This is a genomic window from Nannocystis sp. RBIL2, from assembly GCF_026626745.1.
Taxonomy (GTDB): domain Bacteria; phylum Myxococcota_A; class Polyangia; order Nannocystales; family Nannocystaceae; genus Nannocystis.
In genome coordinates, this window is sequence record NZ_JAPNJW010000002.1 from 4,101,293 (window position 1) to 4,115,304 (window position 14,012).

A 14,012-nucleotide genomic window follows, 5' to 3' on the forward strand; every position below is an offset into this window, starting at 1 on the left:
GATGAAAAAAATTTTCGGGCCGCGACGGCGCGCCCCCGCGCGGTCAGGGGCGCGTCATCGCTCGCGCCGGCGAGGCGCGTGGGCGCACCGGCGCCTGCGAGGAATCCCCCTCGTAGGGGCGCCCGGCCGCACCGTGTCCTCACTGGAGCGCAGGGCCTCACCCGCGCGCCGGGCGCCGGCGCTCGAGTATCAAGGGCCCGCATGCCTCGCCGCCATCATTCGCCGTATGTACTCTCTTCTTGTGCCATTGCGCTGACCCTCGCCGCGGTCGCGCGCGCCGAGATCCCGCCGCCGGTCACGTGGACCGATACCGCGGAGGTCGACGCCTCTCCCGGGTCTCTCACCCGTCAACCAGGCATCGGCTGGACCGCAGGGGCGGCCTCCGTCCAGACGATCCCCGCGGGCGACGGCTACGTGCGCTTCTCGTCGCAAGAGGCCAATCTCCACAAGATGGCCGGTCTCGGCCACGACGCCGACCGCAACTATACGGACATCGAATACGCGTACTACCTGCGCGACGACGGCCTGGTGGAGATCTACGAACAGGGCTCGTCGCGCGGGCTCGTCGGGGTGCACACGCCCGGCGACATGTTCCAGATCGAGGTGCACGGCCAGCAGGTCCGCTACCGCAAGAACGGGCGGGTGATCCACACCAGCGCGTTCACGCCGGCGTATCCGCTCGCGCTCGACACCAGCCTTTACCACGCAGGCGCGACGATCCGCGAGGCCGAGCTCGTGGCCTGCGCATTCGAAGACGACCCCGACTGTCTCCCCACGGAGGCGTGGCAGGGCGTGCGCTACGCGGAGGCGAGCGAGTGGGCGGGCGCCCTGCGGCTCGAGCGGGTCCCGCTGTCCGGCATCGGCTGGAACGCCGGCGCCTCGTCGGTCGAGCACCTCGGCGACGGCGACGGCTCCCTGTGTCTCTACCCCGAGCAGACCAATCGGCTCGTCATGGCCGGCCTCGGCCGCGACGACGACGACCCGAGCTACACCGACATCGATTACGCGCTCTACCTGCGCGATGACGGTCTCCTCGAGATCTACGAGCACGGCGCCTCGCAGGGCTTTTTGACCACCTACGACAGCGCCGACGAGCTCTGCGTCCAGGTGCTCGCGGGCCAGGTCCGGTACGTCAAGAACGGCGCGGTGATCCACACCAGCCTGACGCCGCCCCCCGCCTCGCTCGCCTTCGACACCAGCCTCTACAGCCCGGGTGCGGCGATCAACGGCGTCCTGGTCCCCTGCGTCGCGGGCGACCTCGGCTGCATCGACGAGGGCGCCTGGCGCAACGTCCGCTACACCGAGGCGAGCGGCGACACCCTGCGACGGCTCTCCGGCGTCGGCTGGAACGCCGGCGCCGCCTCGGTCGCGGTCCTCGGCGAGGGCGACGGCTACGTCGCCTTCACCACCGAGGAGAAGCACCTGGCCAAGATGGCCGGCCTCGCTCACGCCGACGATCACCAGAGCTACACCGACATCGACTACGCGTTCTACATGCGCGGCGACGGCTGGCTCGAGATCTACGAGCACGGCCATTCACGCGGCGTGGTCGGCACGTACGAGCCCGGAGACCAGCTGCGCGTCGAGGTCCAGGGCGAGCAGGTGCGGTGGCGCAAGAACGGGGTCGTGCTGCTCACGCGCCAGGGCGTGCCGGACTACCCGCTCGCGCTCGACACCAGCCTCCTCCAATCGGGCGCGACGATCACCGGCGCCCAGGTGCGCAGCTGCGGCGTCGGCGACCTCGAGTGCATGCCCGAGGGCGTGTGGCGCAACGTCTACTACGCGACGGCCGACGGCGGCCTGCTCACGCGCACCCCGGGCTACGGCTGGAACGCCGGCGCGTCGTCGCAGAAGACGCTGACCAGCGACGGCTACGTCCTGTTCGGCACCCACGAGCTCGGCCTGGCCAAGATGGCCGGCCTCGACCATTCCGACGCCGACCAGAGCTACACCGACATCGACTACGCGTTCTACCTGCGCGGCGACGGTTTGCTCGAGATCTACGAGAAGGGTTACTCGCAGGGCCTGTTCGGCACCTACGACGCGGACGACCTGTTCTCCGTCGAGGTGTCGGATCTCCAGGTCCGCTACCGCAAGAACTGGGTGCTGATCCACACCAGCACGACGTCGGCCGATTACCCGCTCGCGCTCGATGCGAGCCTGCTGCAGGCCGGCGCGACCGTCGTCCATCACGACGTGCACGCCTGCGACGCCAGCGACGACGGCTGCATCCCGCCGGAGATGTGGAAGAACGTCCGCTACGCCGCGGCCGAGGACGACACCCTGACCCGCGTGCCGATGACCGGCACTGCATGGAACGCCGGGGCGTCCTCGGTCGCGGCGATCACCATGGGCGACGGCTTCGTGCAGTTCTCCACCGACGAGGCGGACCGGGGCAAGATGGCCGGCCTGGGCCGCAACGACGACAATCAGAGCTATACCGACATCGACTACGCGTTCTACCTGCGCGCCGACGGGCTGCTCGAGGTCTACGAGCACGGCGCCTACCGGGCCTCGGCCGGCACCTACGAGGCCGGCGACGTGTTCCGCGTCAAGGTCGCGGACGGCGTCGTGAACTACTCGCACAACGGCGCAGTGGTCTATACCAGCGCCGCGCCGCCGCTGTATCCGCTCGGCCTCGACACCAGCCTCCTCCAAGAAGGCGCGACGATCACCGAGGCGCTCGTCCAGAGCTGGGGCCTGTAGCTGCATCCGCGACGCGCGAGCTGCTCGCGCGTCGCGGCTCCGGCCTCACATCGCGGCGAACAGCGACGTCTCGAGGTGGAGGATCTTGAACGGCAGCTCGGGCGGCTGGAACATGTAAAGCACCCGGAAGACCTCGCTGTCGATCATGTAAAGGCGGCCCTCGGCCACGGTCGCGCTGGTGAGGCCGGTCGGCACCGAGGTCGTCGTGCGCACCACCGCTTGCGTGTGCTCGTCGCCCGCGAACGTCAGCTGCTGCACGCCGCCGTCGTAGATCACGTAGAGCTCGTCGCCGAGGAACTCGAGCCCGTCGGGGCCGGGGAAGCGCGGATCGCCGGGCATCGAGAACGGGTCGCCGGAGAACGTCACCTCGGCGATGTCCGACGGGTCGCTCAGGGACACCCGGTACAGCGCCGGCGGCATCGTCTTGACCACCAGCAGGTCCTCGCCGCCGGGCGCGATGTCGAGCCCGTTGAGGCCCATCGAGCCGCCGGGGGCGAACTGCGGGCTGGTGGCGAACACCTCGAACTCGTCGTCCTCGCCGATCCGGTAGATGTTGGGCAGCACCGAGTCCGTGGCGTAGACCACCCCGTCCCCGTCCGTCGTCAGGTCGTTGCAGAACGACGGTTCGCCGAGGTCGATGGTGCGTACGAGCGTCCCCTCGTCGATGTCGAACGCGACGACCTTCGAGTTCGGGACCGGGTCGGTCTTGACGTCGACCTGACAGACCCACAACAGGCGCCGCGCGACATCGACGTGGGCCCCGCTGAACGACACCATCGGGTCGGCCGAGGCGTAGAACACTTCCTCCTGCCCGAGCCCGGACATCCGGGTGATCTCCCCGCCATTGATCGCGGTGGCGAAGAAGGAGTAGGTCAGCTCGTCGTAGGCGATCCCCTCCGGCAGCGAGGTCGAGCTCGCCAGGGAGTACTGCTCCGGCAGGGGGATGTCACACGAGGCGAGGACGGGGAGCGCGGCGGCGATGGACAGCAGGACCGTGTTCTTCATGGCGACCTTTCGTCGTCGGCGGAGAAATAACCAGCTGTATGTGATCTGAAGGAGAGAACGGATCACGCCGACGAGGCAACCTGGCCGCGCGGTACGTCACGCTCTTACCGCAGGCTCCTCCTCGGCCTCATGCCACGGCGAGACGCGCTGTCGGCTGCACGAACCTTGCGGTCGCGTCGGTCTGGGACCCCGGTTCGGCCACGCGTGATTCACGTGTACCCCGCTCGTCCGATGGCCGTCCGCCTACCCTGATTCACCAACCCAGGGTCGGCAACTGGGTCACGCAGCACCCGAACGCGGCTCCACGGAGCCCCGCCGCGCCCCGAGCCCGCGGCGATTCGCCGACCTGCAGCGTTCAGGGCGAACGGACGAAGCGAGGGTTGTCCTTCCCGATGACCCACCGCCTCTACAGGCCCAGCAGGGACGTTGTGAGCCACTCGTCGCTTTGCGCCTGTAACCCGGCCTCCAGCGCTCCCCTGCGCCTTGCGCGCGAGGCCCTCAAAACGGGGGTCCCGTGACCTGTGAGCGAGCGATACGCGGATGAGCACGCCATTTAGAAAGGCGGCCAAGTACGCACAGCGAGCTCGAGCACAGTGGTTCCAGCACGCCTCGCAAAACACCGTGAGCTCGCCTCGGGCCGGGGCCGCCCGCCCGACCTCATGCCTGGGGTGTTTTTACCTCGGGGCCGCTCGCTCTCACTGACATGTCCCGAAGGTTATGTCTTCAAGGACATGTCCCGCGGCTTCGACTGCCAGCAATCGCGCGATTCACGGCAGGCACATGTTCGCCGGGTCGAGGTGGTCCCAGCCGTAATCGCCGTTGCAGTACTTGCCGTAATTGGGCCACTCTTTCATGTCGTCGTCGACGTACGTCGCGTTGGTCGGGTCGTACGTGTACTGGCACAGGTCGCAGCCGTCGGGCACGGCGTCGAGGTCCTGGTCCCACGTCGGCATCAGGCACAGGTACTGCCAGAGGTCGGTCGGCGCCTCGACGTGGCAGGCCTTCATCTTGTGCGCCTTGCCGTCCTCGCTGAGGGCGAGCGCCTCCTCGCAGCCGGGCGGCAGCTCCAGCACGCCGGGCGGCAGCGGCGGCAGGTCGGCGACGTCGATCGGCTCGCCGTCGGGGTCGAGGAGCGCCTGGCCATTGTATGTCGTCACGCAGCAGTAGCCGCCCGCGCTGACGTCGTAGAATCCGAACGGGCGCGGGTTGTCGCGCTCGACGCACCCCTCGTGCTGCTCGCAGGCGGCGCCGATGAAGTCGCCGTCGGGGTCGTCGTTCGCGGCCTCGTCGAGCTGCTCGGGGTTCGGCGTCCACGGGCAGTTGTCGCACGCGTCGCCGACGGCGTCGCCGTCGTGATCGACGTGGTTGCAGAGCTGCGCCGCGGTGCATTTCGCGCCGCCCGGGCAGTCCTCGTCGCTCGCGCAGGCGCGCCGCTCGACCGGCTGGCGCGGGCAGGCGTCGACGATGTTGGCGAGGCCATCCTGATCGAAGTCGTCGCCCTCGAGGAAGCCGACGGGACCGGCCGCCCCGGCGCTCAGCATGCCCTCGCAGGCGTCGCCGACCAGGTCGACGTCGGCGTCGTCCTGGCACCCTGCCGCCTGGACGTCGGTCGGCTGGCCGACCACGTGCGGCGCGAGCCCCGGACCGTCGCCGTAGCCCTGGCAGTTGGCGACGCGCACGCAGTTGTCGCAGCTGTCGCCGACGCCGTCGCGGTCGCTGTCCAGCTGCGACGGGTTGCTGCGCACCCGCATGTAGAACGGCACCGACGCGACCTGCTTGTTGTAGATACCGATGTAGCGCGAGCACACGTCGCAGCCGTCGCCGACGCCGTCGTGGTCGTTGTCGGCGCTGTTCTGATCGCTCGCCACCACCGGGCACAGGTCGGCGATGTCGCCGAAGCCGTCGCCGTCGATGTCTTCCTGCCCGGGGTTGAGATGATCGGGCGCGTTGTCGCAGTCCCAGACATAGCCGTCGCGGTCGCGGTCGAGGCTGCACTTCGTGACCGGGTCCATGCACGTCGTCGCCGCCGGATCGTCGCAGACCGGCGGCACCGGGATGACCTCGTCCTCGCCAGTGGTCCCGGTCGTGCCCGTCGTGCTCGTCGACAGGTCACCGGTGCTCGTCGGCTCGCCCGTGGTCCCGGTCGGCTCGTCGCCGACGGTCGTGGTCGAGTCAACGCCGGTGCCGGTGGTCGTCGAGTCGTCGCCGCCGGTGCTGCCCGTGGTCGGCTCGGATTCGCTAGTCGTGGTGCCTTCGGAAGGACAGGCGGTCAGCAAGAACGCGCCGGTCAACGCCAGCGACCGCAGCCGGGGAGTGAGACAGAGGCTCATGCCGGCGGAGTAACCGCGGACCGCGGAAAAATTGCGGCGACCTCGCGAGGCCGCCGATGCGACGAAATCGTGGGTGTCGGCGGAAGACCCCGACGAGACCCCCGCGCGTCATCGACTCACGCCGCGGCAGGACGCGCGCATGAGCTCCCAGGCCCCAGCTCGCGCGTCGCCGCGAGGGCCCGCGCTCCCGCTCAGCCCGGCATGACCGCGTTGAACAGCCCGCCGCCGGTCATGTCGGAATACGTGTAGTGGTCGCCGGCGATGAGCACCTGCGTCTTGACGTAGGTCTCGGGGTCGATGCGATAGGCCCAGCCGCCGTAGTCGACCATCCACACGAAGCCGTCGACGTCGATGCTGACGCCGACCGGGGTCGAGCACTGCTCGAAGGTGTGGAACTGGACGGCCGTCATCGTGTTGGTGTCGATCTGGTTGAGGCCGCAGCCGTGGGTCCCGCCGGCGTTGGCGGCGACCCACGCCATGCCGTTGCCGTCGACCGCGAGCCCGCGGTGGTTCTCGGCGGAGTTGGGGATCTGGTGGAACGTCTCGGTCTGGGCGTCGAACATCGCCACGTTGCCGTTGTTGTACGGCCCGAACCACACGTTGCCCTTGCCGTCGACGGTCATGCCGTAGAACTGGATGCCCTCGCCGGGGTAGCGCTTGACCTCGAGCGTCTCGGTGTCGATGCGGACCAGCTCCTGGTAGACGTTGATGAACCACACGTAGCCGTTGCCGTCGGCAGCGGCGCCGTACGGGGAGATCTGGCTGGTCCAGTTGTCGAGCGGGATGGTCGCGTCCTGCACCCCGGTGGCGCCGTCGAAGCGGCCGATGATCGCGTGCGTCGGCGCGTCGAGCCAGCCGACCCACACCTTCTGGTCGTCGTACTTGCACGTCGCCGGGTTGAAGTCGCCCGGGGCCCACGCGGTCCCGCGCGGGCCGCCGTTGTAGCCGAACGGCGCCGGGCTCACCGGCGTGTTCCACAGCATGCACTCGTCGCTGCCCCACGGCAGGAGGTCGTCCTTGTTGCTCGACGTGGTGATCACGCCGTCGCCGTTCTTGTCGACGCAGTCGCCCTTGTCGGCCGCGAACTTGGTCACGCTGTACGAGGCCCGGTTCGACACCACCACGAAGTGACCGTCGATGTTGACCGACGTGCGCGACGAGCTGGCCGCCGGCGGGTTGGGGTCGGCGTAGTAGCGGCCCTCCTCGATCAGCGTGGTCGTGTTGACCTTCGAGATGCTGCCCTGCGAGGTGTTGGCGACCCACAAGTAGCTGAAGTCGAAGCCGCCGCGCCCGCTCCCGCCGCCGCACGGGTCGCCGGTGGTCGTGGTGTCGGGGCCGGTCGAGGTGGTGAGGTCGGGGCCGGTCGAGGTGCTCGTGGTCGGGCCGGTGGTGCCGGTGATCGTCACGTCCTGCGTGGTCGTCGGCGCGGTCGTCGTCGTCGCCTCGCTGGCCGAGTTCGAGGCGGTGCCCGTGTCGCCGGTCGTCGTCTGCGTCGCGCTGCCGGTGCCGCTCGTCGGCTCGGTCGCGGTGCCCGGCGTCGCCGTGCCCTCCGACTGGCCGGCCGTCGCCGAGGCCGTGGCGCGACCGTCGTCGCCGCAACCGACGAGCCCGAGGACCGCGAAGATGCACCCTACCAACCGACGCGTGGAAACCATCGACCGCACGCTATCACAACCTCTTCTATAGCGAGGTCATCCATGCGCCCGACTGCCGGGCAGATCTCCCGGCGCGCGCGCAACACCAGACCGGCGATTCGTCGGTGCCCCGCCTCCGGCGCGCGCCTTGACTCCCCACCTGGCCACGTCACGGTTCGAGCATGAACCCGAACAAGAACTTCAAGCCCTCCCACGACGACACCGATCGCGACCGCGGCGGGCCGAACACCGGCCTCAACCAGGTCAACCCCAGCGACACGCCGCGCAACCGCGAGGACGGCGAGAAGGGCCACCAGGGGGGCGACCCCGGGGAGGTCCGGCCCAGTCATCTGCAGCACAACCGCGACAGCCAGCCGGACGGCCACCGCGATCTCGGCTACGACCCCAGCGATCCGCGCGAGATCCGCCGCCGCGGTAAGAACCCGCAGACCGAAGGCAAGCCGTGAGCGGCGGCCTCGCCCCGCTCTCTTGCCCGTGACGGGCGCGCGCGCCCCCGGCCCGCGCGCCCGTCACGTCGCGGTTCACGGACTGCGGTCGTTCACCTCGCGCATGAACCGAGCATGCGCGCTCGCATCGGCTTCCTCCTCGGCCTCGTGCTCTGCGGCTGCCTCAGCGCCGAGGGCATCACGCGCCGCATCGTCCCCACCGCGCTCGACGAGAGCGTCGGCTTCCTCGAGGACCCCGAGTCGCAGCGCCGCATCGAGCGGTTGATGCTCGACCCGCAGGTGCAGCACGCGGCCCGCGAGCTCAGCAAGACTCTGGTCGACGGCGTCGTCGAGGCGATGACCGACGACGAGCGCCAGGCCGAGCTGCGCCGCGCCTCGGCCCGCTACATCGAGACGGTCTCGGCCGCCGCCGCGCGCAGCTTGCGGTCCGACCTCGGCCCCGCCGCGGCCGAGGCCGCCCGCCACGCGGTCGCGCGGGTGCTGGACGTCGGCCTGTCCCCGGAGACACGTCAGGACATGCGCGCGCTGGCCCAGACGCTGACGCGGGCGACGGTCGACGGCCTGATGGAGGCGGCCGGTCGCGGTCTGCGCCACGACCTCGGCCCGGCCCTGCGCGCGGTGATCGAGGACGAGCTCGGTCCGGGTCTGCGCACGGTCGTCGCCCGCGACCTCGCGCCGAGCCTGCGCCGGGTGCTCGCCGACGAGCTGACCCCGGCGCTCGGCCTGGTCGCGCGCGAGGTGACCCACCAGATCATCATCGGCGGCCACGACGGCCTGCAGGAGCTGCGCTTCCGCGAGCGCGCCGGACAGTTCGAGGTCGGCTTCTGGGCCCACCTCGACGCCCTGCTCCACAAGGGCCTCCAGCTCAGCGCGATCGTGGCCTGGGCGCTCGCCGCGGTGGCGCTGGTGCTGTCGATCCTGTTCGGCCGGGCGATCCTCCTGCGCCGCCGCCTCGACGAGGAGCGCCTCCGCAGCGAACGCATGCTGCTCGGGGTGATGCGCGGCCTGCAGCAGGGCAGCGACAAGCCCGAAATCGAGGCCTTCCTCGCCCACCTGCGCGAGCGCGACCCCGACCTCGCCGACGACTCCTTCCTGGAAGAGCTGGCCCGCCGGGTGTCCCAGCCCGGCGGCCGCGTCGGCCGCCCCCGCCGCCGCCTGTGAGCATGGATCATGTCCCCAGGGACATGCCTCTATCGACATGCCCGAGCGGGCATGCCCTTCAAGACATGTCTTTCAGAACCTGCCCTGAAGCACCAGGCCGGCGCCGCCGCGCAGCCAGGTCGGCGCCAGGCCGAGGTCGCGGCGGGCCCGCTGCTGGCCGGCCGCGCCGGCGCCGATCAGGCCGATGCCGGTGACGACCAGCACGCCGCCGACCACTGCGGTGGCGATCGCCAGGGTGTTGGCGGCGGTGCCCTGGTCGAGCAGGTCGCGATAGACGGCAGGGTCGGTGACGCCGTCGGCCTTGGCGGCCTCGCCGTCGCGGTCGACGCGGGCCCCGCGGGCGAGGCCGTAGGCCATCACCCCGAGGGCGATCGCCCCGGCGCCCGTGAGCGCGCCGCCGGCGATGGTGAGTCGACGCGCGCGCCGGGCCTCGCGCTCCGAGGTCGCGCGGGCCTCGGCCTCGCGCGCCTCGCTGGCTTTCTGGGCCGCAAGGAGGGCCTCCGCGTCGTCCTCTCCGCGCGCCTCGGCGTTCTCGGACGCGGCCTGCTTGTCGGCCGCCTCGCGCTCCTCGGCGACGCGGATCTTCTCGCGCAGCTCGTCGAGCGTGCCCTGCACCTTGGCGGTGGTGTTCTTGTCCTTGGCGCTGATCGTCTGGAGGTAGTTGTCGAACAGCCGCTCGGCCTTGCGGAGGTACACGAGCTGCGGGTCGAGCTCGTACGCCTCGACGCAGGCCTGGGCGATCTGGTAGGCGAGCACGTTGCGCCGCTTGTCGTACGCGGGCTCGTTCGGCAGCGCCGCGTAGGCCTGCGTCCACAGCTCGATCGCGCCGGCGTAGTCGGCCGTCTCGAAGCGCGTCTGCGCCTCCTGCGCGAGCGCGCTGATCTTCGCGTTGAGCTCCTCGCTGGCCTTGGCCGGCGCCGCAGCGCGGACCTCGGGCACCGCCGGCAGGACGGCCAGCGCCGCCGCGAGCCCTGCGGACAACCATCGCCGCCCGTGCGTCGCCATCGCCATGAAGGGCCGCGATCATATGCCGCCGGGCCCCACGGCCACAAGGCGCAGTTCCGCGCGCGTAAATGGCAGTTTGTAATGCTCGTGTCTTATGGGACAGGTCGGCGGACGTTGCACCGCCGGCACGTCCTCGTCGATACTGCCAGGCGATGGCGCGCCCGCTATTCGTCGCCTGGGCGCTCGCGCTCAGCGCCTGCTTCACCGGCGGTTTCCTGTCCGGCCAGCCCTGCACCGCCGACAGCGACTGCGGCCCGAGCCTGCGCTGCGAGGCCGGCGTGTGCGGCGGTCCCTCGGCGCAGACGAGCCCGACGACGACCACCACCACCGCCGCGCCGACCACGACGACTACCGCGAGCGATCCGACCACCGTCGAGCCGACGTCGACCACGACGACCACGACGACCACCGACACGACGCTGACGCCGCTGACGACCACGACGTCGACCGGCGACGAGGAGACCAGCGGCGGCGGCTGCGGGATCGGCCGCTGCAAGGACCTCGACCTCCTGTTCGTCGCCGACAACTCGCCGAGCATGTTGATCAAGACCCTGATCCTGCTCGACTTCATCACCGAGTTCGGCAACCAGATGGTCCCCGAGCTGCGCCAGGCCTGCAGCGTCCACCTCGGCGTGGTCACCACCGAGGCCTACCCGCACAACCCCGTCGAGTGCCAGAAGCTCGGCGCGCTGGTCACCGCCGACAACAACGGCAACCCGTGCACCTTCACGGAGGGCCTGCCCTACGCGACGCTGCCCGACCTCGACATGCCGCTGACGCTCGAGTGCCTGTTCAACATCGGCTCCGACGGCGACCCCGACGAGAAGCCGGTCGACACCCTGTTCTCGACGGTGGGCGCGCTCGACCCCTCGCTCAACACCGGCTGCAACCAGGGCTTTTACCGCCCGAGCGCGTTCCTCACGGTGATCATGCTGGCCGACGAGGACGACGACAACAACGACGCCCAGGGCCACGACGGCTCGGAAGAGATCTTCGAGAGCTTCTGGACCGGATCGCTGACCAACATCAAGCCGACCGGGATCGACGACCTCTACATGGTCGGCCTGCTCGGCGATCCCAAGATGGGCCAGCCGGCCTGCGCCTGGAACCCGACCGAGAACGACGACGGGTTCGGCACCGAGACGACCCCCAAGCTGCGCGCTTTCATCCAGTCGCTGCCCCCGGAGCGTCACGCGATCGACACGCTGTGCAACGTCGTGCCTGGGGGCAACGCGTACGCGGCGCTGCTGCAGGAAGTCCGGGCCGAGATTCGCGCCGCGTGCGGGGCGTGACCACCGCGGGCTGGCGTGCGGTATCGTGGCAGTCGTGAGTGCCGAGGAGCAGCCCCAGCCGGATGTCGACGTCGAGCCCCAGGCCGAGCCCGTCGCCCCGCCGCGGCCTGCTGCCAAGATCGCCGCGCCGCCGTCCACCGCCCAGGCCTTCGCCCCGCCCGCCCTCAAGTTCCCCGCGCCGCCGCCCACCGGCCAGGCCTCCGCGCCGCCGACCCTCAAGGCCCCCGCGCCGCCGGCCATCAAGCTGCCCGCGCCGCCCGCGGTGAAGCCCTTCGGCTCGCCGGCCGCCCCGCCGTCGGTCGGTCCAGTCGCCGCGCCGACGCAGGGGCCCGTCGCGCCGGCGCCCGTCGTGCCCACGCCGACGCCCAGCGTCGTCGCTGCTGCGTCGCCCCTCGCTCCCACGCCCGCGCCCACGAGTAGCGCCCCGATCGCTGCAGCGACGCCCGTCGTCCCCGCGCCCACGAGCCTCGGCCCGATCGCCGCGCCCACGCCCGCGCCGAGCTCCGTCCTCGACGCGCTGATCCCCGTCGCCCCCTCGCCCGCGCCGACCTCCGTCCTCGACGCGCTGATTCCAGTCGAGCCCGTCGATCCGGACGTCGACCTCGCCGACGCGACGCCCGTCGAGCTCGCCGAGCCGACCCCGTCGCCGCAAGCAGCCCCGCCGCCGACCGACACGCCGACGCGGATGTCGGGCTCGAACTCGTCGAGCTTCAGCCACCCGCCCGTGCCGGCGCCGGCGACGATCCACGAGGGCGAGGTGCTCGCCGACCGCTACCGCGTGTATCACCGCCTCGGCAAGGGCGGCATGGGCGAGGTCTACCTCGCCGAGCACATGGACATCGGCCGCAAGGTCGCGATCAAGACCCTCAACGCCCACCTGCAGGACAAGCCGGAGATCGCCGATCGCTTCATGCAGGAGGCGCGGACGTCGTCGCGGGTCCGCCACTCGAACATCGTCGACATCACCGACTTCGGCAAGACCGACCACGGCGCGCCGTTCTTCGTCATGGAGTACCTCGAGGGCGAGGACCTCAAGTCGGTGCTCAAGCGCGAGCGCGTGCTGCCGTGGGAGCGCGCCCGCGACATCATCCTACAGGTGTGCGCCGCGCTGGCGGCCGCGCACGCGCACGGCGTGGTCCACCGCGACCTCAAGCCCGACAACATCTACCTGATCCGCCAGGACGATCAGGAGCTGGTCAAGGTGCTCGACTTCGGCATCGCCAAGGTCATCAGCGAGGCCGGCGACGAGATGACGCAGACCGGCGTGCTGCTCGGCACGCCCGAGTACATGTCGCCCGAGCAGGCCCAGGAGCAGCCGCTCGACGGCCGCTCCGACATCTACGCGATGGGCGTGCTGATGTTCCGCATGTTCACCGGCCGCCTGCCGTTCCGCGCCAAGGCGTTCATGGCGGTGCTGGGCATGCACATGCAGCAGCCGCCGCCGCGGCCGAGCGAGGTGGACCCGAACCACGCGGTCAGCGAGCGCCAGGAGGCGGTGATCCTGCGCTGCCTGGAGAAGAAGCCCGAGGACCGCTACCAGACGGCCGACGAGCTGGCCGCGGCGATCCGGGCGATCGACGCCGCCGGGGCGTTCGACATCCACTTCGAGGTGGTCCCGGCCGCGCCGCCGCGCCGCCTCCTCGGCCCTGCGCTGGCGGCCGTCGGCCTGGCCGCGCTCGTCGGCCTGGGGGTGTTCCTGGCCGTGCGCCCACCTGCCCCGCAGGACATGCCCGAACAGACAGCCCCGTCGCTGGCCGCCGCGCCCGCAGCCGAGCCGCCGACCACCGCGGCCCAGCCGGCCCCGCCGACCCCCGCGCCCGAGCCGACGCCGGTGGCGAAACCTGTCCCCGAGGACAGCCCGCCCCCGACCTCGCCCGAGCCGGCGAGCAAGGTCGCCAAGAAGGCGAAGGAGTCGAAGGAGAAGGAGCCCCGGCAAGCCGCGGTCGCCAAGTCGACCCCGTCCAAGGGCCCGCTGGCCGCGCTCGGCGACGCCGAGATCAAGGCCGCCGCGGCCGGGCTGTCGGGCGCGCTGAAGGCCTGCTCGGAGCTGGGCATCCCCGGCACCACCTACAAGGTCGACGTCGAGGTCGGCACGAGCGGCAAGGTCACCAGCGCGACCGCCCACAAGCCGGCCCGCGGCTCGGACCTCGGCAACTGCGTCGAGGAGGCGGCCGGGCGCGCCCGCTTCCCCGCGCTCGCGTCGCCGCAGAAGGCCACTCTGGCGCTGCGGCTGTGAGGCCGTCCGCGCCTGTCTCTTCCGCCAGGTGAAGTCCGCGCCTGCGGGCGGGCGGGCAGCACCGCGCCGCGTGGAGGGCCCGCTCTCCATGGCTGTTCCTTCGCACATGTCGTAAGAAACATGGCCGTAAGAGCATGACCATCAGGGCATGCCTCGGCACCAGCGCCGGGCCGTCG

General features: G+C 70.9%; 9 protein-coding genes. 5 read left to right on the forward strand and 4 right to left on the reverse strand.

Features of this window, described 5'->3' with window-relative positions:
- Positions 1 to 201 precede the first annotated feature (201 nt).
- Positions 202 to 2,706: a hypothetical protein gene (locus tag OV090_RS41280; protein ID WP_267710375.1), complete on the forward strand. Its 2,505-nt coding sequence runs from the start codon at positions 202 to 204 to the stop codon at positions 2,704 to 2,706.
- A 45-nt stretch (positions 2,707 to 2,751) separates the two neighbouring features.
- Here OV090_RS41280 and OV090_RS41285 read toward each other — a convergent pair whose 3' ends face one another.
- The 3 genes from OV090_RS41285 to OV090_RS41295 form a co-directional block, all read right to left on the reverse strand.
- Positions 2,752 to 3,711: a hypothetical protein gene (locus OV090_RS41285; protein ID WP_267710376.1), complete on the reverse strand. Its 960-nt coding sequence runs from the start codon at positions 3,709 to 3,711 to the stop codon at positions 2,752 to 2,754.
- Between the two features lie 767 nt (positions 3,712 to 4,478).
- On the reverse strand, positions 4,479 to 6,041 hold the full coding sequence (locus OV090_RS51235; RefSeq protein ID WP_267710377.1) for a thrombospondin type 3 repeat-containing protein: 1,563 nt from the start codon (positions 6,039 to 6,041) through the stop codon (positions 4,479 to 4,481).
- Positions 6,042 to 6,232: 191 nt separating this feature from the next.
- Complete coding sequence (locus OV090_RS41295) at positions 6,233 to 7,696, reverse strand: lyase (RefSeq protein WP_267710378.1); 1,464 nt, start codon at positions 7,694 to 7,696, stop codon at positions 6,233 to 6,235.
- A 161-nt stretch (positions 7,697 to 7,857) separates the two neighbouring features.
- Between OV090_RS41295 and OV090_RS41300 the strand changes: the two genes are divergently transcribed.
- Entirely contained in the window at positions 7,858 to 8,142 is a 285-nt protein-coding gene (locus OV090_RS41300; RefSeq protein WP_267710379.1) for a hypothetical protein, read from the forward strand.
- Between the two features lie 114 nt (positions 8,143 to 8,256).
- Complete coding sequence (locus OV090_RS41305) at positions 8,257 to 9,303, forward strand: hypothetical protein (protein WP_267710380.1); 1,047 nt, start codon at positions 8,257 to 8,259, stop codon at positions 9,301 to 9,303.
- 72 nt (positions 9,304 to 9,375) lie between these two features.
- Here the strand turns inward: OV090_RS41305 and OV090_RS41310 are convergent, their stop codons facing one another.
- The gene (locus tag OV090_RS41310; RefSeq protein ID WP_267710381.1) at positions 9,376 to 10,314 is read right to left on the reverse strand and encodes a hypothetical protein; all 939 of its coding nucleotides are present in this window, start codon (positions 10,312 to 10,314) and stop codon (positions 9,376 to 9,378) included.
- A 146-nt stretch (positions 10,315 to 10,460) separates the two neighbouring features.
- Here OV090_RS41310 and OV090_RS41315 point away from each other — a divergent pair, with 146 nt between their 5' ends.
- Positions 10,461 to 11,600, forward strand: coding sequence for a hypothetical protein (locus tag OV090_RS41315; protein ID WP_267710382.1), 1,140 nt, complete (start codon positions 10,461 to 10,463; stop codon positions 11,598 to 11,600).
- A gap of 34 nt (positions 11,601 to 11,634) precedes the next feature.
- The gene (locus OV090_RS41320; protein ID WP_267710383.1) at positions 11,635 to 13,836 is read left to right on the forward strand and encodes a protein kinase; all 2,202 of its coding nucleotides are present in this window, start codon (positions 11,635 to 11,637) and stop codon (positions 13,834 to 13,836) included.
- Positions 13,837 to 14,012 lie beyond the last annotated feature (176 nt).